General features: G+C 38.3%; 24 protein-coding genes and 2 pseudogenes. 19 read left to right on the forward strand and 7 right to left on the reverse strand.

Going from position 1 to position 25,613, the window contains the following annotated elements; all coding sequences use genetic code 11:
- The first annotated feature begins 14 nt into the window (after positions 1-14).
- Both typA and mscL read left to right on the forward strand, forming a co-directional pair.
- Positions 15-1,847, forward strand: coding sequence for a translational GTPase TypA (gene typA, locus AC1M9F_RS12140; protein WP_035270590.1), 1,833 nt, complete (start codon positions 15-17; stop codon positions 1,845-1,847).
- A gap of 233 nt (positions 1,848-2,080) precedes the next feature.
- Positions 2,081-2,515 (forward strand): large conductance mechanosensitive channel protein MscL, encoded by a 435-nt coding sequence (gene mscL, locus AC1M9F_RS12145; protein ID WP_035270698.1) that lies wholly within the window; start codon positions 2,081-2,083, stop codon positions 2,513-2,515.
- Positions 2,516-2,687: 172 nt separating this feature from the next.
- On the opposite strand, the gene AC1M9F_RS12150 is transcribed toward mscL, so the two are convergent.
- Together AC1M9F_RS12150 and mutM are read right to left on the reverse strand one after the other, a co-directional pair.
- Positions 2,688-2,972 carry a peptidylprolyl isomerase gene (locus AC1M9F_RS12150; RefSeq protein WP_180028291.1) on the reverse strand — a complete coding sequence of 95 codons (285 nt, stop codon included), beginning with the start codon at positions 2,970-2,972 and terminating at the stop codon, positions 2,688-2,690.
- The gene (gene mutM, locus AC1M9F_RS12155) at positions 2,969-3,823 is read right to left on the reverse strand and encodes a bifunctional DNA-formamidopyrimidine glycosylase/DNA-(apurinic or apyrimidinic site) lyase (protein ID WP_481590539.1); all 855 of its coding nucleotides are present in this window, start codon (positions 3,821-3,823) and stop codon (positions 2,969-2,971) included. Before mutM ends, AC1M9F_RS12150 begins: the two co-directional genes overlap by 4 nt.
- A gap of 247 nt (positions 3,824-4,070) precedes the next feature.
- Here mutM and AC1M9F_RS12160 point away from each other — a divergent pair, with 247 nt between their 5' ends.
- Positions 4,071-5,189 (forward strand): NADH:flavin oxidoreductase/NADH oxidase, encoded by a 1,119-nt coding sequence (locus tag AC1M9F_RS12160; RefSeq protein WP_092767514.1) that lies wholly within the window; start codon positions 4,071-4,073, stop codon positions 5,187-5,189.
- A 97-nt stretch (positions 5,190-5,286) separates the two neighbouring features.
- Complete coding sequence (locus tag AC1M9F_RS12165; RefSeq protein WP_481597887.1) at positions 5,287-6,210, forward strand: AEC family transporter; 924 nt, start codon at positions 5,287-5,289, stop codon at positions 6,208-6,210.
- 108 nt (positions 6,211-6,318) lie between these two features.
- Here the strand turns inward: AC1M9F_RS12165 and AC1M9F_RS12170 are convergent, their stop codons facing one another.
- Positions 6,319-7,119, reverse strand: coding sequence for a tetratricopeptide repeat protein (locus tag AC1M9F_RS12170; RefSeq protein ID WP_092767509.1), 801 nt, complete (start codon positions 7,117-7,119; stop codon positions 6,319-6,321).
- Positions 7,120-7,409: 290 nt separating this feature from the next.
- Here AC1M9F_RS12170 and AC1M9F_RS12175 point away from each other — a divergent pair, with 290 nt between their 5' ends.
- From AC1M9F_RS12175 to AC1M9F_RS12185, 3 genes are all read left to right on the forward strand, one after another.
- Complete coding sequence (locus tag AC1M9F_RS12175; protein WP_092767507.1) at positions 7,410-7,655, forward strand: hypothetical protein; 246 nt, start codon at positions 7,410-7,412, stop codon at positions 7,653-7,655.
- A 168-nt stretch (positions 7,656-7,823) separates the two neighbouring features.
- Entirely contained in the window at positions 7,824-8,387 is a 564-nt protein-coding gene (locus tag AC1M9F_RS12180; RefSeq protein WP_092767505.1) for a TetR/AcrR family transcriptional regulator, read from the forward strand.
- Between the two features lie 27 nt (positions 8,388-8,414).
- Positions 8,415-9,596 carry an MFS transporter gene (locus tag AC1M9F_RS12185; protein WP_481597888.1) on the forward strand — a complete coding sequence of 394 codons (1,182 nt, stop codon included), beginning with the start codon at positions 8,415-8,417 and terminating at the stop codon, positions 9,594-9,596.
- 44 nt (positions 9,597-9,640) lie between these two features.
- Here AC1M9F_RS12185 and AC1M9F_RS12190 read toward each other — a convergent pair whose 3' ends face one another.
- Together AC1M9F_RS12190 and ygfZ are read right to left on the reverse strand one after the other, a co-directional pair.
- Positions 9,641-10,825: a TPM domain-containing protein gene (locus AC1M9F_RS12190; protein ID WP_481597889.1), complete on the reverse strand. Its 1,185-nt coding sequence runs from the start codon at positions 10,823-10,825 to the stop codon at positions 9,641-9,643.
- A gap of 150 nt (positions 10,826-10,975) precedes the next feature.
- Positions 10,976-11,698 (reverse strand): CAF17-like 4Fe-4S cluster assembly/insertion protein YgfZ, encoded by a 723-nt coding sequence (ygfZ, locus tag AC1M9F_RS12195; protein WP_481597890.1) that lies wholly within the window; start codon positions 11,696-11,698, stop codon positions 10,976-10,978.
- A 273-nt stretch (positions 11,699-11,971) separates the two neighbouring features.
- On the opposite strand from ygfZ, the gene acnD reads away from it, so the two are divergent.
- The 12 genes and pseudogenes from acnD to AC1M9F_RS12255 all read left to right on the forward strand — a co-directional run bounded on the left by acnD (position 11,972) and on the right by AC1M9F_RS12255 (position 21,812).
- The gene (gene acnD, locus AC1M9F_RS12200; protein WP_481597891.1) at positions 11,972-14,587 is read left to right on the forward strand and encodes a Fe/S-dependent 2-methylisocitrate dehydratase AcnD; all 2,616 of its coding nucleotides are present in this window, start codon (positions 11,972-11,974) and stop codon (positions 14,585-14,587) included.
- 140 nt (positions 14,588-14,727) lie between these two features.
- The gene (locus AC1M9F_RS12205) at positions 14,728-14,889 is read left to right on the forward strand and encodes a hypothetical protein (RefSeq protein WP_481597892.1); all 162 of its coding nucleotides are present in this window, start codon (positions 14,728-14,730) and stop codon (positions 14,887-14,889) included.
- Between the two features lie 142 nt (positions 14,890-15,031).
- Positions 15,032-16,321, forward strand: a pseudogene (locus AC1M9F_RS12210) (DUF4435 domain-containing protein); the annotation flags it as partial.
- A 35-nt stretch (positions 16,322-16,356) separates the two neighbouring features.
- On the forward strand, positions 16,357-16,563 hold the full coding sequence (locus AC1M9F_RS12215; protein WP_481597914.1) for a zinc ribbon-containing protein: 207 nt from the start codon (positions 16,357-16,359) through the stop codon (positions 16,561-16,563).
- Between the two features lie 118 nt (positions 16,564-16,681).
- A complete protein-coding gene (locus AC1M9F_RS12220; protein WP_481591733.1) occupies positions 16,682-17,263 on the forward strand; it encodes a DUF4126 domain-containing protein in 582 nt (193 codons plus the stop codon).
- 109 nt (positions 17,264-17,372) lie between these two features.
- On the forward strand, positions 17,373-18,104 hold the full coding sequence (locus AC1M9F_RS12225; RefSeq protein WP_481597893.1) for a hypothetical protein: 732 nt from the start codon (positions 17,373-17,375) through the stop codon (positions 18,102-18,104).
- Positions 18,105-18,176: 72 nt separating this feature from the next.
- Positions 18,177-18,437, forward strand: a complete 261-nt coding sequence (locus tag AC1M9F_RS12230; RefSeq protein ID WP_481597894.1) for a hypothetical protein — start codon at positions 18,177-18,179, stop codon at positions 18,435-18,437.
- A 506-nt stretch (positions 18,438-18,943) separates the two neighbouring features.
- Positions 18,944-19,609 (forward strand): RluA family pseudouridine synthase, encoded by a 666-nt coding sequence (locus AC1M9F_RS12235; RefSeq protein ID WP_481597895.1) that lies wholly within the window; start codon positions 18,944-18,946, stop codon positions 19,607-19,609.
- Positions 19,610-19,775: 166 nt separating this feature from the next.
- Positions 19,776-20,156 (forward strand): ribonuclease E inhibitor RraB, encoded by a 381-nt coding sequence (locus tag AC1M9F_RS12240; protein WP_035269856.1) that lies wholly within the window; start codon positions 19,776-19,778, stop codon positions 20,154-20,156.
- A 142-nt stretch (positions 20,157-20,298) separates the two neighbouring features.
- The gene (locus AC1M9F_RS12245; RefSeq protein WP_035269853.1) at positions 20,299-20,637 is read left to right on the forward strand and encodes a zinc ribbon domain-containing protein YjdM; all 339 of its coding nucleotides are present in this window, start codon (positions 20,299-20,301) and stop codon (positions 20,635-20,637) included.
- Between the two features lie 233 nt (positions 20,638-20,870).
- A complete protein-coding gene (locus tag AC1M9F_RS12250) occupies positions 20,871-21,335 on the forward strand; it encodes a YybH family protein (protein ID WP_179998993.1) in 465 nt (154 codons plus the stop codon).
- 72 nt (positions 21,336-21,407) lie between these two features.
- Positions 21,408-21,812: pseudogene (locus tag AC1M9F_RS12255) on the forward strand (NUDIX hydrolase).
- A 10-nt stretch (positions 21,813-21,822) separates the two neighbouring features.
- Here AC1M9F_RS12255 and AC1M9F_RS12260 read toward each other — a convergent pair.
- Both AC1M9F_RS12260 and AC1M9F_RS12265 read right to left on the reverse strand, forming a co-directional pair.
- Positions 21,823-22,773 carry a tRNA-dihydrouridine synthase gene (locus tag AC1M9F_RS12260; RefSeq protein WP_481597896.1) on the reverse strand — a complete coding sequence of 317 codons (951 nt, stop codon included), beginning with the start codon at positions 22,771-22,773 and terminating at the stop codon, positions 21,823-21,825.
- Between the two features lie 114 nt (positions 22,774-22,887).
- Positions 22,888-25,587, reverse strand: coding sequence for a bactofilin family protein (locus AC1M9F_RS12265; protein ID WP_481597897.1), 2,700 nt, complete (start codon positions 25,585-25,587; stop codon positions 22,888-22,890).
- Positions 25,588-25,613 lie beyond the last annotated feature (26 nt).

A 25,613-nucleotide genomic window follows, 5' to 3' on the forward strand; every position in this document is an offset into this window, starting at 1 on the left:
CGTATCGAATTTACATGTCAGATATTAAAACTCTCCGTAATATTGCCATCATCGCACACGTCGACCATGGTAAAACGACTCTTGTCGACAAACTTTTACAACAATCAGGTGCTTTGGGTGAACGCGCGGGTGAGATCGAGCGTGTCATGGATTCAGGCGCTATTGAAAGTGAACGTGGTATTACCATTCTTGCAAAAAATACTGCAATCAAATGGTTAGATAAACGTACTGATACTGAATACCGTATCAATATCGTGGATACCCCGGGACACGCCGACTTCGGTGGTGAAGTTGAGCGTGTAATGTCGATGGTTGACTGTGTACTTCTTTTGGTAGACTCACAAGAAGGTCCAATGCCACAAACTCGTTTCGTAACGCAAAAAGCGTTCGCACGTGGTTTGAAACCAATCGTAATTATCAATAAAGTTGACAAGCCTAATGCGCGTCCTGACTGGGTAATCGATCAAGTATTCGATTTATTTGATAACCTTGGTGGTACTGACGAACAGTTAGACTTCCCTGTGGTTTATGCTTCTGGTCTTCGTGGTGTAGCAGGTCCTTCACCAGAAGAATTGGCTGAAGACATGACTCCGTTGTTCCAAACAATCGTAGACATCGTTGAGCCGCCAGCAGTGGATGTTGATGGTCCATTCCAAATGCAAGTGTCTTCACTTGACTATAACAGCTTCGTTGGTGTTATTGGTGTTGGTCGTATCCAACGTGGTTCAGTGAAATTGAACACACCTGTAACGGTAATCGACAAAGATGGTAAAACACGTAACGGTCGTATCTTAAAAATCATGGGTTACCATGGTTTGGAGCGTATCGACGTTGAATCTGCTTCTGCAGGTGACATCGTATGTGTAACAGGTATGGACGAACTTCATATCTCTGACACGATTTGTGATCCTAAACATGTTGAAGCATTGCCACCGCTTTCTGTAGATGAGCCTACAGTATCGATGACATTCCAAGTTAACAACTCACCATTCGCCGGTAAAGAAGGTAAGTTTGTGACCTCACGTAACATCCGTGAACGTCTTGACCGCGAATTGATTCACAACGTAGCACTTCGTGTAGAAGATACTGACAGTCCTGACCGTTTTAAAGTGTCGGGCCGCGGTGAACTTCACCTTTCGGTATTGATCGAAAACATGCGTCGTGAAGGCTTCGAGATGGGTGTATCTCGTCCGCAAGTAATCTTGAAAGAGATTGACGGCGAAATGCAAGAGCCATACGAAAACGTAACATTTGACGTAGAAGAACAGCATCAAGGTGCTGTGATGGAACAAATGGGTAACCGTAAAGGTGAAATGACCAATATGGAAGTCGACGGTAAAGGTCGTATTCGTATTGAAGCAACTGTACCTTCACGTGGCTTGATTGGTTTCCGTTCAGAATTCATGACCATGACTTCAGGTACTGGTATCATGACCTCAAGTTTCTCGCACTATGGACCAATGAAACAAGGTTCTGTTGCAAAACGTCAAAACGGTGTGTTGATTTCTATGGTTCAAGGTACATGCTTGGGCTATGCATTGTTCAGTTTACAAGACCGTGGTCGTCTATTCGCTAAACCTCAGTTAGAAGTTTACGAAGGTATGATCATTGGTATTAACTCTCGTTCTGACGATATGGTTGTAAACCCAACTAAAGCGAAACAATTAACAAACGTTCGTGCATCAGGTACTGATGATGCATTAACACTTGTTCCTGCGATTGAATATACGTTAGAACAAGCACTTGAATTTATTCAAGATGATGAGCTTGTTGAAGTTACACCTAAATCAATTCGTATTCGTAAGCGTTGGTTGACTGAAAACGAACGTAAACGTAATAAATCTTAATTGATTTAAATAAAAAAACCGCTCAAAAGAGCGGTTTTTTTATATCTTGACTACATCATTTAAGATATGAAATAAAAGTTGTTGAATTGTTGTAGTTGATTTGGACAAGATCTTGTTTATTTAAACAGAGATACTTATGATTTTGGTGGAAAACCAACGAGTTTAGACGGAAATATCATTAAGAATAATGTATATTATGTCACATTAATGCATAGAAAAATTTTGGAGAAAAAATGAGCATTATTAAAGAGTTTAAAGAATTTGCCGTGAAAGGCAATGTAATGGATCTGGCGGTCGGTGTGATCATTGGTGGGGCGTTTGGTAAAATCATCGATTCAATGGTGAAAGATGTCATCATGCCAATTATCAGTTGGATCTTAGGCGGTGATGTTGATTATTCAAACTGGTTTGTTGTATTAGGAGATAATCCAAATAACCTTACAACGCTTGCTGCCGCTCAAGAAGCGGGTTTAAATGTTTTGGCTTACGGTAATTTCTTGACGATTCTCATCAACTTCATCCTGCTTGCATGGGTGGTATTCTGGTTAGTGAAATTGATGAATAAAATGCGTCGTAAGCAAGAGGAGGAAGCTCCAGCACCTGAAGCTACTCCAGAAGATATCGAATTACTTCGTGAAATTCGTGACGAATTAAAACGTAAAGGTTAATGCTTTTACAATGAAAACGGCGCTAAATGCGCCGTTTTTTATATCTCATCATTTTTTTAAAATCGCCCGAAATCCCCCTTTGTCAAAGGGAGGCTGGGAGGTATTGATTCTTAGCTCTCCCTTGCGAAGCGATGCTTCTCATCTCCTAAAAGGAGAGGGAAATCCAGGAAGTTTAAAAATCCATACGAAATTTAATTTCGAGTAAATGCCAGCCGAATTGACTCTTAATTGGTCCATGTAATTCACGTTCAGCCAAACTAAAAACTGCCTTATCGATAGGACCAACCAATTGTCCTTTCTTTACCTCACCTAATTCCCCTCCTTTTTTTCCTGAGGGACAAGTTGAGTGTTGCTTAGCAATTTTAGCAAAATCAGCACCGTCTTTAAGCTTTTGTTTAAGTTGGATACACAGGTCTTTATCTTTGACTAAAATATGCCGAACAATTGCTGATTTCATTTGGATTTTACCTTTGATACAGGATTCTTTGAGGCTTGAGGTCGCTTAAGCGGTTGACACTCAGGGCAAAAAACAGAAGCACGTTGCCCGAGCTTAATATTTTCTAAAGTTGTTTCACAGTTGATGCACATTTCACCAGCGCGCCCATAAGCCAATAGCGTTTGTTGAAAGTAGCCATTTTCGCCCATGGCATTGGTGTAATCACGTAAAGTAGATCCGCCTAAATCAATTGCTTGTTTAAGTATTCGTTTGATTTCAATGACAAATTTTTCAATTTGTGGCCGTGTAAGACTAGAGGCGGGTTGTGCAGGATGAATGCCCAAATTAAACAGACTTTCAGTTGCGTAAATATTTCCAACACCCACAACAATGTGGTTATCCATAATTGCAACTTTGACTGCAACACTCTTATTTTTAAATTTCTGCTCTAGATAGTCAGCATTAAAAGATTCACTTAAAGGTTCAGGTCCAAGCGTATCTAAAAGTTTGGATTGAGCATGATCATCTAGCCATAAAATGCAACCAAAACGACGAGGATCGTGGTAGCGTAATTGGATATCATCGAATTGTATGATGAAATGATCATGCTTTCTCAACGCATCACGTGAATCACTCAAACGAAAGCTTCCTGACATTCCCAAGTGCCATAACATGGTCACATTTTCAAATTGTGCCAAAATATATTTGGATCGACGTGTTAGCCCTATTAGTCGTTGACCGACCAATTGATTTACATCATTTGGTATAGGCCATCTCAGACTTGAATTATTGACTTGAACAGAAAGTACTTTTTGATTCAGCAAAGGGAGCAAGCTGGTTTTCGTGGTTTCAACTTCAGGTAATTCAGGCATGGAAACTCTGTTAAATGGGCGAGTAGAAAAATATTGGGTTAAATGAGGATATTGCAAGCAGCATCGAGTGAACTACAAGATATTACGCTTGAACAGAATATGATACACAATCCATCTAGTGCCTTCATGGTTAAGTTTTAAAATGTTTTTTAAAGCATTCAATGATGAAATGAACTTAGATGATTTATCACGTAAATGCGTTGTACACTGCTACAAATAAATCAATTTAAAATCAGGGAGATTCAGTGTGGCAAAATTATTTGAGCCAATTCAATTCGGAAATTTATCACTCAAAAATAGAATTATTATTGCTCCCATGTGTCAGTATTCTGCGAATGAAGCAGGGGAGCATAGTTTTTGGCATGAACAACAATGGGCGAGTTATGCATTGTCGGGTGCTGGATTATATATTATTGAAGCAACTGCGGTACAAGCTGTAGGTCGTATCAGTTTTGCAGATTTAGGGTTGTGGAATGATTTACAACGTGCACAATTAAAAGCATTGATTGATAAGGTAAAATCGATTGCTCCAACGCCAATCGCCATTCAGTTAGCGCACGCGGGACGTAAAGCTTCAACTGATAAACCATGGTTGGGACGTGGTCAATTCTCATCGAATCATGAACATGGCTGGCAAACGGTATCTGCAAGTGATTTACCATTTAATCCAGATGATCAGGCTCCTCATGAATTAAGTATCGAGGAAATCAAAAAAATTATCGATGACTTTGCAACTGCAGCAGTCAGATCTGTAGATGCAGGTTTTGATCTCATCGAAGTCCACGCGGCTCATGGTTATCTATTACATCAATTTATGTCCCCTTTATCTAATCGAAGAACAGATGAATATGGTGGAAGTTTTGAGAATCGCATTCGTCTAACTTTAGAGGTTTTTCAGGCGATCAAAAATGCTGTTCCAGACAACTATCCAATCGGTGTTCGTTTGTCTGCAACAGACTGGATGGAGCAAGAAAAGGCATGGAATATTGATGACTCAATTGGGTTATCAAAGGCATTAGAAAAACTTGGTGCAGTTTATATCCATGCATCATCAGGGGGATTACATATCGATCAAAATATTCAGATTGGTCCTAATTACCAAGTTCCATTTGCGGAAGCAATCAAGAAACACGTAGACATTCCAGTGATTGCTGTTGGGCTGATCACTGAACCTCAACAGGCGGAAGATGTCTTACAACAAGGCAAAGCTGATGCAATCGGGCTCGCAAGGGCAATACTATTTAATCCAAGATGGCCATGGCATGCTGCTGCTCAATTAAAAGCAGAGGTTGAAATTAGTCCGCAATATTTACGATGCCAACCGCATGATGTGAAATCATTATTTAAGCCATATGCTGATAGATAAAATAGGCATAAAGGTATACTTAAAAAGTCATCCTGGGTAATTACGGCTGTTGTATGATAATTTGACTAACTCATACAATAGCTAGGGATGCTAAGTCATGGTTTTATCGGTCATTATTCCGATTTTTTTACTGCTTTTTTCGGGATATGCCTCGGTTAAACTGAATTTACTTAGCAAGGAACAAGTCTCTATTGTTGGTACATTCGTCATTCGAGTCGCTTTACCTGCTCTATTTTTACAAGCGCTTTCATCAAAAGATCTTGATGCGATATGGCAACCTAAACTTTTCTACAGTTATATTGTGGTGACTGCCTTTGTATTTGCAATCGCTTTATGGATTTTGGTAAAGCATTTTAAAAACAATTTAAGTGATGCTGCCATTCTCTCAATTGGAGCGTCAATGTCTAATACTGGACTACTTGGTACGGCCATTTTAAGTCTATTGATTGGTCATATCGCGCTTGCCTTTACTTCTTTAATCGTAATTATCGAAAGTGTTTTTCTTGTTCCAGCAGCTTTATTTATTGCGGGATTGCAAGCTCAAAATCAGCAAGCACTACTCAATACATTAAAAAATAACTTTATAATCCTATGTAAAAATCCATTGTTTATTGGTGTGGTAATCGGAATTGTGTGCGCGGTTTTTCAGGTTAAACTGCCGCATTATATAGATCAAGTTTTCTTAATGATTGGTCAGACGGCATCTCCTTTGGCGTTATTTGTGATTGGCGGAAGCATCGCAGGTTTAACCCTAAAATATGTCAATCAGCAGAGTCTTTATATTGTTCTATCGTCCAACTTTATTTTTCCAATACTCATGTATTTGACTCTACGATTTATTGCTCAAGCACCAATGGATATCGTGTATGTAGGGACATTGATTGCAGCTTTACCTACACCTGCATTATTTGGAATGTTGGGAAAAGCATATGGGCTCAATGATCGTGCAATTACACCTTTATTGATGAGTACAGTAATTGGATTTATTGTGACTGCTGGATTAATTATTTTATGGTGGTAATTGAGTAAAACCTAAAATGTAATCATAAATATCCTTTTCATATAAGAAAACCCTATCTCGTGATAGGGTTTTTGTATTTGAGCAGCGGTTTAAAATTTAAATTAATGCTTATGATTTAGCTTTCGTATTTGCTGCAGGTTTTTTTGCATTCTCAGCAATCAGTTTGTTCACGATCGCTAGATTTTCTTTGGCTTGAGGAATATTTTCATCTGCTAAAGCACTAAATATTTTTTTTGCCTCAGGTAGGTTTTGCGGAACGATATTTCCGTTTACGAACATGTTACCAATGGCCATAAGCGCAGGGATGTATCCTTTTTTACCTAAATCTTGAATGCTCGCTAAACCTTTTTTCACAGGCGCTTCAGTTTTGGTTTTGAAGCCTAATGAAATATCGTATAAAGCACGAGCATGAATGGCTGGATAACTTCCTTTCTTAATTAAAGGATCAAGTTTTTGCAAAGCGAGCTTATCAGATTGTTCTTTACCTTCAGAGAACAGTAGAACAGCAGATTCAACAATCGCATCTTCAAAACCTTGAGCTGCAGCTTTATCTAAGTATTCACGAGATTTTTTTTCATTTTTGGTCAGCCCCAAGCCGCCAGTGGCATAGTTTTGCGCCAATACATAATTGGCTAAAGGATAGCCTGCAGTGCCAGCTTGTTCATAAAGTTGTACTGCTTTTTTGTTGTCTTGTTTGGTTCCTTGACCAGCTTGAGTGAGATATGCCAAGTTATAAGTCGCTTGAGGATTCCCTGCTTTTGATAAGCGTTCAAGTTCTTGGTAGGCCGCATTGTAATTCTTTGCTTGAATCAGTTCCTGTACTTTGCTGAATGCAGGATCGACTGGTGCGGCAGCGAAGCTAAATGAGGTGGCAACAGCGAGTAAAGCACCACATAATATTTTTTTCATAATTGTTTTATACCTATCTTAAAAGCAACCCTATTTATTTGATGTAAATAGAGTTTTACACCATTTCATCATAGTCCGAATTATGTGAATGTAAATATAGAATATGTATACATCCTTCAAATTTAGCTTCGCTTTGTGAATAAAGTGTGTGTATTGCAGTATAAGCATATAAACGACACTGGATTTATGTTGTTCAGCCTTGAATATATGGATTTAACCAAAATTTTAATCCACTAGTAGTTCTTCGATGGTTTTGCTTAAATACGCATTGTGCAATGAGGTGTTCAACGATGTTTATAAAAGGCATTAAACGTAATTACGATAAAGTTTTTCAAGATGATTCAATCCCAGATGAACAAAAGATAGATGCGCTCTTATTGAAACTTGGCGAGCAGTATTTGGTGAGTCAGGAGAATCGAGTGTATGTATTCCAAAAAGGTGATTTAACCGTAAAGTTTGATGCTAAACACGCGAGAGCATTTCATTTTAAAGATTATGTGGTGAAGGATATGAATAAATTATTTCATGGCTTTTAGAAAAAAACCTCCTAGCGATATAGGAGGTTTTTTATGAGTCATCTCTCAATCGATTGACAGTTAAAATCTATTCCATCTAACGCCTTGGTCTTATTTTCATATCTTTATCAATAAAAAAACTCTATTATAAAACGATACGAAACGTATCGTTTTATTTGTGAGGATTTCATGACAGTCGATGACAAAAGTGCACGACGCCGATCATGTATTTTAGCTTCAGTCAAACAGGCTTTGAATGAAGTGGAATATCACCAACTGACAGTAGAAGACATTGCTTCACGTGCTGGGGTGGGAAAGTCGACTATTTATCGATGGTGGTCACATAAATCTGAATTGGTTCTGGACACCTTTAAAGAGCTCACACTCTCAATTTTTGAGTTTGAGCCAGAGCTCGACCTTGAACAAAATCTTAATCAACAATTGCTTCGTTTGGCTAAGGCTTTAGATCATCCAGTAGGACGAGCGATGTTGGTGGTTATGGCGAATCATCGTGAATTGGCTGCAACATTCTTCAAGCAATATTTATTACCTAAACGAGTTCAACTGCACCAACTGATCCAACAGGCGATTGAGGCGGGGGAGCTGATTGAACATGATCACTATGATTTGGTACTTGATCGACTGTATGGTCCTATTCATTACCAAATTATTTTTTTTAATCATTTGCCTGATGAGCACTATATCCGTCAATTGGTCAAACTGAGTTTAGATCCATTACGTCCTCACGCCTAAACATTAATGCGACAAGAGTAGATTTTCATGAGTGAAACCACCGAACGACTTTGGAATCGTTCATTTATCTTGTGTGTATTAAATAATTTATTTGTTTTTATTTACTACTTTGCCATGTTGGCTGTCCTTCCGATTTACATTGTGAAGGATTTAGCGGGATCAGTTGAAGAAGCAGGATTAGCGTTAACGCTTTTTCTCGCCTCATCAATAGCAGTACGACCATTTTCAGGCATGATCATTCAAAAAATGGGTAAGCGACTCACTATGCGTGGATCGAGCACGTTTTTTGCGGTCTTTGCATTTGCTTATTTATTCATTGATAACATGTGGTCATTGTTGCTTATACGATTTTTACATGGGATATGGTTTAGTGTGTTGACCACTGTGGCTGTTCCAGTCGCGAATGACTTTATTCCTGAGCATCGTAAAGGTGAAGGCATGGGTTATTATGTGATGTCCACTAACCTAGGTGTGGTATTTGGACCATTAATTGCGCTTACCATGATTCAATTTTATAGCTTCCAAATTTTATTCGGTGCTCTCGCGGTGCTCATCAGTTTAGGTCTAATTTTTAGCTGGCTATTAAATATTCCAGCGAATCAGATACCTCAGCAAAATAAAATGAATAAAAAAGGTTTTAAGCTAGATGATTTTCTTGAGCCTAAAGTTTTTGCTGTAAGTGGTGTTGCTTTACTTACAGCTTTTGCTTACTCGAGTATTACCAGTTTTATTACGGTTTACAGTGAGAGCAAACAGCTGCTGGCGTATACCAGTGTATTTTTTATATTGTTTGCGGTTTCGATGTTAATTGTAAGACCTTGGGTTGGTAAAATTTATGATCGTCAAGGTCCGCGTGCTGTTATCGTTCCTTCTTTTATATTTTTTGCGATTGGACTTGTGGTCGTAACACTAGTCAATAATCAGTGGATGTTGTGGTTATCTGCAATTTTTATTGGAATTGGATATGGTTCAGTATTTCCTTGTTTGCAAACGCTCACCATTCAAACCGTAGATAAACATCGGATGGGGCATGCAATATCAACATTCTTTATTTGTTTTGATATTGGTCTGGCAGTTGGTTCAGTTGTAATGGGATTGGTTATTGCACAATGGAGCTTTGAATTTATGTACTGGTGTTGTGCGGTATTGGTCATATTAAACCTGATCATTTACCGGAAATATGTTCCAAATCCTCAGCCTATTAGTTAATAAAAAAACCTCCTAAATGGAGGTTTTTTTGAATAAATGTAAATTTACCATGAGCCAGAAGCACCACCACCGCCTGAGCTACCGCCTGAATCTCGTGATGAAGATGAGTTGGTACTAGATGAAGAACTATGGCTTGAAGAAGAGCTTGATGAATCCGATGAGTTATTGGTATTAGTCGTGGATTCCTCACTCTTAAACCAGTCAGCATAGAACCTTGGATAGAGGGATTTATTTTGTCTCACAATCAAAATTGTTAGAAGCCACAAGAAGAACAATGGCACACTTAAGTAAAAAAATACAACAAAGACAGATCCGATTGATAACTTATCCACCTTTTTTGCAAAAGCCGCAGCGAAAGCAAAACAAATAGCCAATAATAGAATTTTTTCTTTAATTGAAATAATTTTCCACTTACTGTGTAGGTCATATTTATGGTGAATATACGATAATGTCACCAACAGTAAGAGCGTACTGAAGAAAAGAACGAGAATATTTAATCCAGTTAAAAACCAACAAATTAATAAATGGATGGGCAAAATACCGATCAAAAGTTTTTTATAACCCTTAAAATATTCTTTACCTTTTAATAGATAGTCATAAATAGGTGATAAATAAATGATTAACATAGCACACACTAAAAAATTCCATAGCGCAAAAATCCAGTAATTAGTCACGAATTTAGAAGGTTTACCCAAATTGATTATATTGTTTTCTGTTTTCGAATCGACTAAGGACTCAAATTTAATTTTATTTGATGATGAATTTTCTAAGGATAAATTGGCTATAAGTTTTCTTTGAAGATGTGAAAATCCACTAAAATAATTATGATTTTTAAAGTTAGGTGCTAACGTATTTCTAATTAGGTGTGCTGCCTCTATATCAGTGAAGTCACCCTCTAAACCATAACCAACTTCGAAGCGCATTTTACGATCGTCTTTTGCAACTAAGAGTAATAAACCATTATCGGGCTTTTCGTTGCCAATTTTAAGTGTATTAAAAACATCCAGTGCATATTGCTCAATAGATTCACCATTAGTGTTTGGAATCATTAGAATTTTAAAATCTACATTACTTTCTTGATAAAGCTGTTCATTTTGCTCTATAAGTTCAATGATTTCAGATGTACTCAGCGTATTTGTTGTATCTACCACATTTTCTTTTTTAAGCTGCTCTAATAATCGAGCATCAATTCCAGCATAGCTTAGTGTTGGGGCAATTAGACTAAGCACACAAATAAAAAAAAATAAAAATGTTAAAGCGTAAAGGAAAAGAGTAATACATTATTTGTTATGTCTATTTTTACTTTGCTGACATTTTAAGGGAGTGCATAAAAAAAGCCAGAATAATTGATATTCTGGCTTGTAATTTGAGAATGAACTTTACTGTGGTCTAGCCACATCACCATTTAAATACTCAGGCAAATCTAAAACAGTCACGTCTAACTCTGCTAATGCTTCAGGGCGTGCCACCACCAAAGCGATATAACCATTTTCAAATGCAGCACTATTGACCACTTGTACGCTTTTATCGAGTTGTTCCGCTTCTGCAGGCACAGCACCTGTACCTTGAATCAGATGTAACCACGCTTTCGGTTTGGCTTTAAACCATAAGCGTGCAATGACTTCCTGACCCAAGTAACAACCTTTGTCATAGTGAACGCCTTCACGTTGATGCAAACGAAGTTCTTGGGGTTGGAACACATGTTCAATGGCTTGATCAATATACGCTTGACCTTGTTGAATGGCTTGAACTCGCCAAGCGGCAATGTCTGTTAGTGCTGCTGAGAATGTAGTGGCGTCACCTTGAAGCGTAGGGTACACCTGACCGGCTTCTTCGAGTTTCATTTTGGAAAAAGCACCAAACTTTTTAATGTGTTTGGAAAATTCTTCCGCTTGGTCTTGTGTGGTCACAATCATAAAGCTTTCAGGATTCAGCTTTGTTAGCCATAAACCAAAGTGAATTCGACCTTTTAAATCACAAATTGCTGTGTAGCGCGTGATATTTTCTTCAAGGCGTTCAACATGCAATGTGACCTGACCTTGAAGGAATTTTTGTGCATCGACACCATTTAAGGTGAATGAGGAGAACGCTAAATTGCTCATTTATTCATCTCACGAATCAAGTCTAATACTAAAGAATTAGCCTAATTTTCCACTATTTTTCAAAAAAAAGCACATAACTGCTAATTTAACTGCATTATTTGAAACAAAATATTTCAAAAACCCTATTTTTTGTACCTAAGTGGATGAAATATATAAGATTTGGGAAATGGACTTTCAGCAGTGTACTATGCCATCACAAATGATGAAGTCTCATCAACAACAAAATGTTTAGAAAGTTTAGAAAAAAGATGCTCAAGGCAAGGCAGGAACGCGATGAATAACAACTACCGTAAACCACTGCAAGGTACCCAGCTCGAATATTATGATGTGCGTCAAGCCGTTGAGGATATTCAGCCAGGCGCATACGCAAAACTCCCATATACTTCTAAAGTGCTTGCAGAGCAATTGGTACGCCGTTGCGACCCTGCAATTTTAGAGCAGTCTCTTAAAGAATTAATCTTTAACAAACAAGACCATGATTTCCCTTGGTATCCAGCACGTGTGGTCTGCCACGATATTTTAGGTCAAACAGCATTGGTGGACCTTGCAGGTTTGCGTGATGCGATTGCCGATCAAGGTGGAGACCCATCTAAAGTCAATCCTGTAGTACCAACTCAGTTGATTGTCGATCACTCACTCGCAGTCGAGTACGGTGGTTTTGATCCTGATGCATTTGAGAAAAACCGTGCGGTGGAAGATCGCCGTAATGAAGACCGTTTCCATTTTATTGAATGGACCAAAACAGCATTTGAAAATGTTGATGTAATCCCTGCGGGTAATGGCATCATGCATCAAATCAACTTGGAGAAAATGTCTCCAGTGATTCAAAACCGTGGTGGCGTGGCTTTCCCTGATACGTGTGTGGGTACAGATTCACATACACCACATACGGATGCTTTGGGTGTGATCTCCATTGGTGTCGGTGGTTTAGAAGCTGAAAACGTGATGCTTGGTCGTGCATCTTGGATGCGTTTACCTGACATTATTGGTGTAGAGCTTGTTGGTCAGCGTAAGCCGGGCATTACGGCAACTGATATCGTATTGGCTTTAACAGAGTTCTTGCGTAAAGAGCGTGTAGTCGGTGCTTATTTAGAGTTCTTTGGTGAAGGTGCAGACACCATGTCGATTGGTGACCGTGCAACGATTTCTAATATGACCCCTGAATATGGTGCAACGGCGGCGATGTTCTATATCGACCAAAACACCATTGATTATTTAACGCTGACAGGTCGTGAGCCTGAGCAAGTCAAACTTGTTGAAAACTATGCTAAAGAAATTGGTCTTTGGGCAAGCGAGATGAGACAAGCCAAATATCCGCGTGTACTTCGTTTTGATCTTTCAACGGTCACTCGTAACATTGCAGGGCCATCAAACCCACATGCGCGTGTATCAACAAGCGATTTAAAAGCCAAAGGTATTGCAGGTAATTTAGACGCTGCTCGTGCACAAGAAGCAGAAGGCTTAATGCCTGATGGTGCAATCATCATCGCTGCTATTACATCATGTACCAATACCTCTAACCCACGTAATACGGTTGCAGCAGGCTTGCTTGCACGTAAAGCAAACGAACTCGGCTTAGTACGTAAACCGTGGGTAAAATCATCTTTTGCACCGGGTTCTAAAGCGGCAGCTTTATACCTTGAAGAAGCAGGGGTATTGGGTGATTTAGAAAAACTTGGTTTTGGTATCGTTGCGTATGCATGTACGACTTGTAACGGGATGTCAGGTGCGCTAGATCCAAAAATCCAGCAAGAAATTATCGACCGTGACCTCTACGCAACGGCTGTTTTATCAGGTAACCGTAACTTCGATGGTCGTATCCACCCGTATGCAAAACAAGCATTCTTGGCATCTCCACCTTTAGTTGTGGCGTATGCGATTGCAGGGACGATTCGGTTTGACATCGAAACTGATGCGCTAGGGTACGATAAAGACGGTAACCCAATTTACCTCAAAGACATTTGGCCATCTGATGAAGAAATTGATGCACTGGTAAAAGTTGCGGTAAAACCTGAGCAATTTAAGAAAGTGTATATCCCAATGTTTGATTTGGGTGAGAAAGTTCAAGCTGCAAGCCCATTGTATGACTGGCGTCCGCAAAGTACGTATATCCGCCGTCCGCCATATTGGGAAGGCGCACTTGCTGCACCACGCACTTTAGCCAATATGCGTCCGCTTGCGATCTTGGGCGATAACATCACCACAGACCATTTATCACCATCGAATGCGATTATGATGGATTCGGCAGCAGGTGAATATCTACATAAAATGGGCGTTCCTGAGGAAGACTTTAACTCATACGCAACGCACCGTGGTGACCATTTAACAGCGCAACGTGCGACCTTTGCCAATCCGAAATTGTATAACGAAATGGTAGTGCGTTCGGACGGTACAATTAAGCAAGGGTCTAAAGCACGTGTAGAGCCTGAAGGCGAAGTGATGCGTATGTGGGAAGCGATTGAAACCTACATGAACCGTAAACAGCCTTTGATCATTGTTGCAGGTAAAGACTACGGTCAAGGTTCTAGTCGTGACTGGGCTGCGAAAGGTGTGCGCCTTGCAGGTGTTGAAGCGATTGTGGCGGAAGGTTTTGAACGTATTCACCGTACCAACTTGGTCGGTATGGGGGTGTTACCGCTTGAGTTTAAGGCAGGAACTGACCGTAAAACTTTAGATTTGGATGGTACTGAACTTTATAGCGTGATTGGTAATATTGCACCTCGTTCGACTTTGACTTTAGTTATTGAGCGCTCAACGGCGGATGGTAAAAATCAAACGATTGAAGTGCCTGTAACGTGTCGTTTAGATACCGAAGAAGAAGTGTCTGTGTATGAAGCGGGTGGGGTATTGCAACGCTTTGCACAGGATTTTTTAGAGGGGAATGTTTAATAATCTCCACTAATCCCTCTTTCATAAAGAGGGGAAATCCCTCCTTTTAATAAGGAGGGTTGGGAGGGTTAAATTTGTTGATATTGTTTAAAAAACTACTTTTGAGTGGGTTTTTTATGTAAAAGGTTAAATGATTAAAAGTGTCGGAATTAAAAAAATTAAGTTTACCTGGTGCTGATGGACAACTTGTAGAAATTCAATCAACACAAAGTCTTTTATTTATTGGTGCTAATGGTTCTGGTAAAACTCGCTTAGGGGCTTGGCTTGATAGCCAATCTACCCAAAAAAAAATTAGTATTTAGAATATCAGCACAGAGAGTTATTAGTATTCCAATCAAGACAAGTGTAACAACAATAGATGAAGCAGAAAGTAAACTAGTATTAGAAAAAAACTCTTTTCAATATAACCAGAAATGGAAAAACAAACCCGCAATAACTCCGCAGGCAGATTTTGAGCAATCGATGATTTATTTATTCTCAGAAGAGATTGATACAAATGCAGAGTATAAGAGATTATGTTTAGAGAGTGAGGAAAGAATAGAACCTTTAGTTACAAAATTGGATATATTAAAAAAATTATGGGAAAAAATTTTACCTCATCGCTGTTTGATTATTGGTGGTCTCAAAATTGATACTTGTATAAAAGGGCATAGTGATAAAAAATATCATTCATCTGAAATGAGCGATGGTGAGCGTGTTGTATTTTATTTGGTGGGCCAATGCTTGGCTGCTCCTGAGAATAGTATAATTGTAATCGATGAACCTGAAATACATTTGCATAAATCAATTCAAATACCTCTGTGGAATGAAGTAGAAAAATTACGACCTGATTGTCTATTTGTTTATTTAACTCATGATGTTGATTTTGCTTCAGCAAAAGAAAACTCAAAAAAAATATGGTTGAAAGGGTTTGATGGGCAAAATTGGGATTGGGATGAAATAGCTGAAGATAATAATTTTCCAAATGAGTTACTTATTGAAATTATAGGTAGTAGAAAACCAATAGTTTTTGTTGAGGGTGAGAATGGCAGTTTTGATGTTAGTTTATATAGAGAAATACTTTCAGACTTTTTGGTCATACCACGTGGTAGTTGTACTCAAGTAATTCAATCTGTTAAAGCTTTAAGAGCAAATAGCCAACTTCACCATTTAAATGCTTATGGGATTATTGATCGTGATAGACGTCCACAACATGAAATTGATGCACTCCAGCAGGATTCAATTTATGTGCTAGATGTTGCAGAAGTAGAAAATTTATTTTGTACGCCTGAAATTCTTTCAATAATCAGCAGTAAATTAGAAAGAGATATTGCACAAGATTTTGAAACAGTATCAGTAGCTATTTTTAATCGTTTAAAAAGTGAATTAGAAATCCAAATATCATTACATGTAAGTGGGGAAATTAAATTTTTGCTAAATATGTTTGATGCTAATAAAAAAGGTGAGCAACATATCAATCAAGAATTGCAAAGACTTTGTTCAAGTATAGATGTATCTAAGCTTTATGCTTTAACTAAGCAAAAGTTTGAGAAAGTATTGGTTGATAATAACTATATTGAATTGCTAGCACTTTATAATAGAAAAAGTTTAGCTGCTCAGGCTAGTGAAGCATTAGGATTAGCTAAGAAAAGTTTACCTGAAACTGTTGTAAGGTTTGCAAGAGGTAATAGTAGAGATGAGATAAAGAATGCTCTCAAACCTTACTTTGGTGGATTTGCACAATTAATAAATTAATATTTTTAGCATTTATGCCATCATCATTTGTCGAAATGGACAATAAAAAGCCATTCATAGTTCGTTATAGTGATCTCACCATTTCTAAAATTATACGGAGAACAAAAATGGTTACAGCTGGCTCTAAACCAGGAACAGGTTTCTATTTTTGCGTTAAATGTGGGCATCGTGCTTACTTAGAAATTGGTACTGATCGTTTACCACCGTGTACCAAATGCTTAAGCAATCAATTTAAAAAATAATTCGCTCAAGCAAACACACTAAAACAGACACCACTGTTTTAAACTAAAGCCCTGTTACTCCATAGGGCTTTTTTGTTACCTTAAGAAAATTAAAAACATATAAATAAAAAGGTTTGCTATGGAAACAATACTCGGTTTATGTCTTGGTATAGGATTAAGTGCTGCATGTGGCTTCCGCGTATTTGTTCCCTTATTGGTGATGAGTATTGCCGCTATTATGGGCATTTTTGAACCCATCAAAGGCTTTGAATGGTTGGCGATGCCATCAGTCTGTATTGCACTCGGTTTTGCCACACTGTGTGAAATAGGCGCTTATTACATCCCATGGGTAGACAACTTACTCGATACCATTGCAACACCTGCCGCGATGGTGGCTGGAACATTGACGACCATGGCGGTAAGCTCTGGTGAAATGTCGCAATTTGCAAGTTGGGCTGCCGCAATCATCGTCGGTGGTGGAACAGCAGGAGCAGTGCAACTTGGGACAGTGGCAGCACGGGGTGTATCGACCGCAACCACGGGTGGCGTGGCAAATCCTGTGGTTTCTACAGGTGAGTGGGTCAGCGCATTGGTGATTTCCGTATTGTCATTCTTTATACCAGTATTGGTAGTGATCGTTTTACTAATTGGTGTGGTTTGGGCAGTACGCTGGATTCGTCAGAAAAGACGCATGGTAAAGAATGCCGAAAGTCCCCTTTAAAATCTCAATGGAACATCATAAAAATATGTTGAATCACGATTACCATTCCAATTCATCTAAAAATTATACTGGCTAAAAACATTATAAAAATTATAAAGGAGCTCAGCAGATGCCTGTGCTAAAAATATTAAAGCGTCATGGTATATCAGTGGCGATACTTATGGCATGTTCGATTGCTTCAGTACCGTTATGGGCGAACACTCCACAGCATAAAACACTAAGCCCAGAAGAAATCAAACTTCAACAGCAGGCAAAAAAATTTAAGGACTTTATTCCAGACCAATACTTTCTATTCGATGTCGTAGAAGGTGATTTGAATCAGGATGGTCAAAAGGATGCCGTACTGATTGTAAAAAAAATTGATCCCAAAGGGTGGGTGAACCATCCTGTTCAGGGCAAGCTAGATCGTAACCGACGTGGCATTCTGGTGCTATTACAGAATCAATTCACATATCAAAAACTGATGCAGAATCTGACTGCATTTTCATCGGAAAATGAAGAGGGAGGTGTTTATTTTCCGCCAGAACTCAGTGTTGATATCCGCAAGAATATTCTGGGGATCCATTATGGACACGGTCGTTATGGCTATTGGAGTTATAAGTTTCGTTTAGAGCAGCAGGATATGCGTTTGATTGGTTATGATCTTTCTAGTAATCATGGCCCGTATACTGATTATAGAGTAAGTATTAATTTTCTCAGTCATCAAAAAAAGCATTCACAAAATATCAATTTGGCGGATCGGGGTCTTCAGGAAAAATTTAAGCATACCTGGTCTAAAGTGAATTATTCACCAATCTATCTGTCCAAAATCAAGGACTTTGATGAGCTCAATTTTGAATAGTTTTTTTAATAAGGTTGGTGCGAATTTTGCTTGATCATTTACAGTAAAAATGATTGCAAGAGGAAGAATCACATGGAAATGAGCAGCATAGCTGAAAATGAAAAAACGTTTTTAGGTGTTAAAGTTCATTTGATGGCAGGCTGGCCAATTTTACTGTTACTCATTGGTGGCGCAGTAGGAGCGGTACTGGGCATCGTTGCGTATGTGATTAACCTCAAAATTTACAAATCTGAATTATCTCAACTACAGAAAGTACTCGCTAATCTTATGTGTGGCATGTTTGCCATGATGTTGTGGTGGAGCATTGCATCTTGGATTCAAGCAAGTCTCTAAAATGGAAGGTCAGCTTGAATTTTAATTGCAATATTTAGCTCAAAAACGCTAAAAAAAGTGTATCAATGAGCCTATTTGGGAAAAAATATTATATTTATAAGGTGACATGAAATATTTTTTTATTTGATGCTGAAATTCGTTAATCTTAGGAAATTAATCCCGACGCAGTCTCGCTATTATATATCTCAAGGGTGTGACGGGATCGAAAAGAGTAGATTGCTACCAGTTGCGTACAACGTGCGTGTAGTACTTACCCAAAAGGTCTTGATTCGGCTTAGGACGCTATAAATCAGAAGTTTATAGGCAATAGGGTTATAACTTACAAAGTTATAATAGTTGAAGTAAACAACATGTTTTCCCTGACACCCTCAAAATTCTCTTAAAAAAAAATTATAATTCTCAATTCTCAATTCTCAATTCTCAATTCTCAAATCGCTCATCTTATAAATTGACACTGAGTTGATCAGTTGCTATTTTTCCGCATCCCAAAGAAATGCTCTGTTCACATGCCTTTAGACGATAATTTTGTATATATGCCACCTCAAGGTCCGCTTAACATCGTCTATGAAGATGATGATTTGGTGGTCATTGATAAACCAGCAGGACTATTGTCTGTGCCAGGACGCTTGCCTGAGCATCATGACAGTGCGTATTTAAGAGTGATAGCTCAATATCCAAATGCAAAAATTACCCATCGTTTAGATATGGCAACCTCTGGAATTTTGATGTTTGCAAAACATCGTGATGCTGAAGTGGCTGTGAGCAAAATGTTCCAAGCGCGCACCATGAGAAAAAATTATGTGGCATTGGTGCAAGGTAAAATTGCACAACAGGGACAAGTAGACTTGCCTTTAATTACGGATTGGGAAAACAGACCGAGACAAATCGTTCATTTTGAACTGGGAAAACAAGCCTTAACACTGTTTGAATTGGTCGCTTATGATGCGCATTTAGATGTTAGTCGTGTGTTGTTGACGCCAATTACGGGGCGTTCTCATCAATTACGCGTACATATGCAAGCTATAGGTCATCCGATCACAGGTGATAAACTCTATCATCCAAACCCTAAACTCAGTGATTTAGGGCGTATGGCTTTGCATGCGAGTTATTTAGAGTTTCAACAACCGTTGAGTGGTATTGAAATTAAAATTGTGAGTGAAGTTCCATTTTGAATGAAACGCTTCAAGCAAAATACGTATTGTGAGTGCCTAACTAAAATTTAACAATTACGATCATATAAAGTTAAGAACAATTTCTAATGAATTCTTCTCCAAAATGAAATAAATATAGGCTACTCTAGGATATTGTATACGCAATAACCACAATAAGGATGAACGTATGAGCCGTGATTTAGAACAATTTCCAAATGATGATAATGGCGATGTACTGTGGCAAATGTTCCAGGATGGAGATGATTTAAGCGAGCCGCATGAGATTGAGTACTCAATTGCTTTTAGCTCTAAAGACAAAGCTGAAAAATGTGCCTTGTTCTTGCTTCAGGAAGAACAAAAGATCAGTTTATTTATTGATGAAGAGTCTGAATCCGCAGAATGGATTATCACGATTTATGTGTATATGGAGCCAGAATACTCAGATATTGTGGATTTAGAAGAGTGGTTTACCAAAATAGCCAATGACTATGACGGTGAGTATGATGGATGGGGATGTATGGCATATGTATATGATGATGAAGATATAGAAGATGAGTTTCAAAGCTAAACAAGGCTAGAGCCAATAAAAGAAACTAAGTGATTGAACTTAGGTTTTTTTATTTAAACCTTATAAAATTTAAGGTTTTTTTCTATTCGCTAGATGAAAGTGGTATATTGAGCAAAATTTTTTTAATTTTTTGGATTTTTTTATGTCTTTGCCAAATTGCCCAAAATGTTCCTCTGAATATACTTATGAAGATGGGGACCTCTTGATCTGCCCAGAATGTTCACATGAATGGAAAGAAGGAGAGACACTCGAAGAAGTGGTTCAGATCAAAGATGCAAATGGCAATCTTCTTGCAGATGGTGATACCGTAACGGTTATCAAAGATTTAAAAATTAAAGGTTCATCATCCGTAATCAAAGTCGGTACTAAAGCAAAAAGTATTCGTTTGTTGCCAGATGCAACGGATGGTCATGATATTGATTGTAAAGTAGATGGTTTTGGCGCAATGAAACTTAAGTCCGAATATGTAAAGAAAGCATAAGCTTTTATAATGGCTTCAGTGAAACTGGGGCCAATTTTTTATGCGAAAATAACTCGTCATTGGTTTTCTGATCATAATGATAAGTTTTAATAAATAATGGTTGTTTTTTATCAATTTAAATTGAATTTTAGATACAAATTAGAATAAAAATTTCTTTGCTTGGCACAAAATAACATTACACTTTTTCTTTAAAAGTGTTAACTTCATCACACTAATAACAATAAGGTCACATCATGTCTATTCAGATTGAGGGTAATGTTGTTGCTGCTCATGAAGTATTAGCGCAATTAAAAGAATGGGATTCAGCATTAGTGGGTAATAATGTTGATGCGTTAATCGAAAAATGTGCACAAAATGTAAGTATGTTTGATGTCAGCACTCAACTTGAAGGGGCTGAAGCTTATCGAAAAGAATGGCAAAAATTTAGCCCATATTTCTTTGATGGGATGCAAATCACTCGCCGTGATGTAAAAGTGCATGCGAGTGATCATTTGGTTGTATTACACTGTCACTCTAAAGTGGAACATAAAGCCTTAAAAGGTCAGCTGCAAATGCCTTGGTGTCGTACAACATTATGTCTACAAAAAACCAATGAACAATGGGTGATGGTACACCAACATATTTCTATGCCTGTAGACTTAGCAACGGGAAAGGCTATCATCTTGAAGGATAAATCAAAATTAAGGCTTGTGGTTTAGCTTATCTTGAGCATTTAGATGGGCTTAAACAGTGTTATCTTTCATGAATGAGTTAAATTCTGGAGACGTGTCATGGGATTTTATGATTTTTATCGTTTGAGTTCTCATGCGGTGATCACCAACCCAGAGGGACAAGTCTTATTACTGAAAGCAAACTATTCCAATTACAGTTGGGGGTTGCCAGGTGGTGGTTTAGATCAAGGTGAAACCATACATCAAGCTTTGCTCAGAGAGTGTAAAGAAGAAATAGGTTGTGATGTAAGCATCCAATATTTATCCGGGGTCTACTATCACGCACAGGTAAACTCACATACCTTTATCTTTAGATGCGTGATTGAAAATAATGCCCAAATTCAACTCTCTGAGGAACATACGGAATAAGCATGGTTTAGTCCAGAGCAACTGTCTGAGGTTCAACGCACTCGCGTTCAAGACTGTCTGAATTTTCAAGGTGAAGTTCGGAGTTATTCATTCTAGAATTTAGAAATTAGACAGTTGGCTTAATGTTTTGAAAATGATTGAGCTTAGCAATGATTTCATCTACTTGTTTCAGACGTTTCACTTCATCCCATAACAGTTTTGCTTCAGGATAATGTTTAGACATCATACCTAGCCATTGCTTGTAACGTCCGACCATATTCATTTCTTTTTTATAAGAACCATTTAAGAAGCGAATTTGGAGTGTAATTAAATCGCTCCATTGTAATATCGCTTCGTCTTTATTTTGTCGGATGCATTGTGTGACATCGGGTGTTGTCACTGCTGCACGACCAATCATTAGATCTTCACAACCTGACTCTAGTAAACACTGGCGCGCATCTTGATTATTCCAGATTTCACCATTGGCTATCACATTAATGCTAAGCGCATGACGAATGGGTTGAAGTTTATCCCAAAAGGCGGGTGGGGTATAGCCATCTGCTTTTGTTCGTGCATGAACGGTCACCCAAGCGGCACCAGCATCTTCTATAGCATGTGCATTTTCTAGGGTGAAATTACGATCCATATAACCTAAACGCATTTTTGCTGAAACTGGTATTTCAGCAGGCACTGCATCACGTACAGCTTTAACCAGTTGATACACTGTTTCAGGTTCATCCAATAATACAGAACCACCTCGATGTCGGTTAACTGTTTTAGCTGGACAGCCAAAATTCATATCAATTGCAGGTGCACCTAACTCCACCGCTCGAACGGCATTTGCAGCCAACATGGTTGGATTATTCCCTAAAAATTGAACATGAACGGGTGTTCCTGCTGCTGTTTTGCCATCGTTCAATAATTCAGGACAGTAAGAATGATAGATGTGATCTGGGAGGACAGAATCAGTGACACGGATAAACTCAGTTACACACCAGTCGAAGCTGCCGACATGTGTGAGAACATCACGCATGATGGGATCAGTTAAACCTTCCATGGGTGCTAAAACGAGTTTCACTTGGTCACCTGAATATGGGAAAAACGGTGTTATACGGTGTTTTGTATAGCTTGTCTAGTCAGAAATTTCACACAAAAAAAAGCCCAAACTTATGTTTGGGCTATTCGCTTCCAATTATTGATATTTAGCCCATTGTAGGTCTGCATTTTTAATGGCGATGAAATCATTGGCATTCACATCATCAACTTTATTTAAATTTTTATATTCATTTTTGGGAATATAAATATTTGTACCAGCACCCATTGTATTGTGTTGTTGAACACTAGTATACGGTGGGACACCTTGAGAGCTGATATTACCAAAGATTCCATTTTTTTCACCGATACCACATGCCGCACTACCTTCAACATTGCTTCTTGCTAATACATCACCATAAATTTGTGCACATGCACCAATACGCACAACTTGATTAGACATCAAGGCAACTAAACCTAGTTCTAACTTTGTTGTTTTTTTATTATCAATAATCACTGTATCAAGCGTACCGTCAGGTAATCTATTGGTATTTTTATACATCGTATTCGCATCTTGACACAAATTTACTGGCGTCAAGAATTTGTTCGATAAAGTTGCAGGTGTCGTTGCAGGAGGACTAACACTAAACTTAGTATTAGACGTGGTGGCTAAATTACGTGAACAAATTAAGGCATCTGTTGCATTTGGATTTCGCGTGATATTGCGAGGTGAATAAATACGAGGTGACATCGCAATCGCATCAATATCACCTTCTGCAAGGAAGGTATTGGTGAATACAGAATCAGTACTATCCGCCGCAAGATTCGCTTTACCAGAAATAATTAATTTACCTTCGAAATACAGAATACCTGGAGCAAAACTTGCGTTATCGAATGTAGATGTATCCATTGAACGAATATACCAAGTGTCTGGTAATGTATAATCGTAATCTTTAGGCCAACCAAATATAGTTCGGTCTTTACCATCAAGACCATTAAAATCTAAGCTGACACGTGGAAGATATCCAATAATTTGACTTGTACAATAACCGCTTTTATGGTCAGTACGTAGCCCTAAACTATTGGTCATGATCTGTTCTTCATGAATAGTTTCACAAATAGCACCGACATAATCTTTGCTATTCAAGCTGTATTTACCTAAATAGAAACCTTGTTCATTTAAAAGAATCGGTTCTTGATTCCCTACCTGCTGATATTGTTTTCCATCAATGTAGAGATAGGTTATTTGAGTGCTCTCATTGCGAAGATGATTTAAATAAACGCGAGCAGCACCATACTGGCGTGTAAAGATATAATTTGCATTCTCTTTATACGGTCTTACATCGACTCTGGTTTCAAACGTCATACTTTGAATTGCTTCTTGAATACTGGCTATGGTTTCAGAAACATCGTATTTAGGAATATCTGGAAAAGTACTGAGCTGAGGGATGCTTGTGAGTTTTTCATAAATTTTTCCACTAATTGCATTCTTCAATCCTTCAACTACACCATTCTGGTTTGAAGCACTAAAGTTGGCAAGATAGACATCACCTTTTACATCTTCAGTAATAAGACCATCTAGTAAGCGTAATGGACCGTTAGAATACACATTTCCACCGATCCAACTCGTGCTTAAACGAACCCCAGCTTTAAATGCTCCGATACCTTCCTTCGATTGATTGTGAGCATAGGCTGATTGTTCAATTTTAGAGAGGGTATCAAGATCGATAAACTCTTTAGCTCTTACACTGCCTTTAACATCACTACTAGAAATATTAACTTTCCCGCCTGATGTAATATCACCCGTAACAACACTAGTTCCGATCATTGTTACGTTGCCACCTGCCATGACATTTCCGTTGACTTTACTAGAAACGGAAATATTGACATTCCCTTGGTGTGTGGTGATAGAAGACACTTCGACATTCGTGCGTAGTGTTACATCTTTATTGGTATGTAAGTTTGCAGCATAGCCTCCTTCTGTAAGACTAATATTTCCGTCAGTGGAAATATTTTGAGCCTTAGAACCAAGAGAAAGTGTGACATCACCAATTGCTTTAATATTTTCTGCTTTGACATTGGTTAACAGTTTAACCCACTCACCAGATGAAATATTGCCAAAATTTCCGCCGTTAATAATATGAACATAGCCCTCAGCATTGATGTTAATTACAGCCCCATTTCTTGTACCACAGGCATCAATTAAACAATCAATATAGACATTTCCACCTTTACCATCTTTGTCTTTCTTAACGTTAATAGTTAAGTTTTTGATATTTTGGATTTTGAAACCAGCTTGTAAGGACAGGCTACCACCATCGACATTCAGTTCGACATATTCATCTGGTTTAGTTGGATCTTCGCCGGAAATAGTAGTGCCAGACATAAATGTTTGACCAGTGAAATTAATAACACTCTTGTACTTAATCAGGTCTGCTGCAAGATCATAGATTGCTTGTATCGTAGTAGCTGATTGAGCTGACCCACTTTTCGACAGAATATTTGCGATGACAATACATTTGGTTCCAGTAGAACCATCTGGGTTATTGGTTAAACCATTGCAACCTTTTACATCTTTTACTTCAACCGTGACATAACGTTGGTTGGTATCATCATTTAAAAGCTGAATTTCACCTGTATTTAATAGGCTTTGGCGAAAGTCATTAATATCGGTATCCTTATATTTTTTTAATAAATATTCACGAAAGGCACTAACACCTGACCATCCCATGAGTTGTACGTTGGTTTGTGCATGCGCAGCAACATTTGCTTCTTTGTTGGAGATGAGTGATTTTGCGACAGTCGATGTTATGATCATCACTGTGAGCCCGATGAGCAAGACCAAAAGAATAGTGGCCATGCCTTGCTGCTTTCTTAAACTATTCA

The organism is Acinetobacter sp. ANC_7504 (assembly GCF_056779995.1).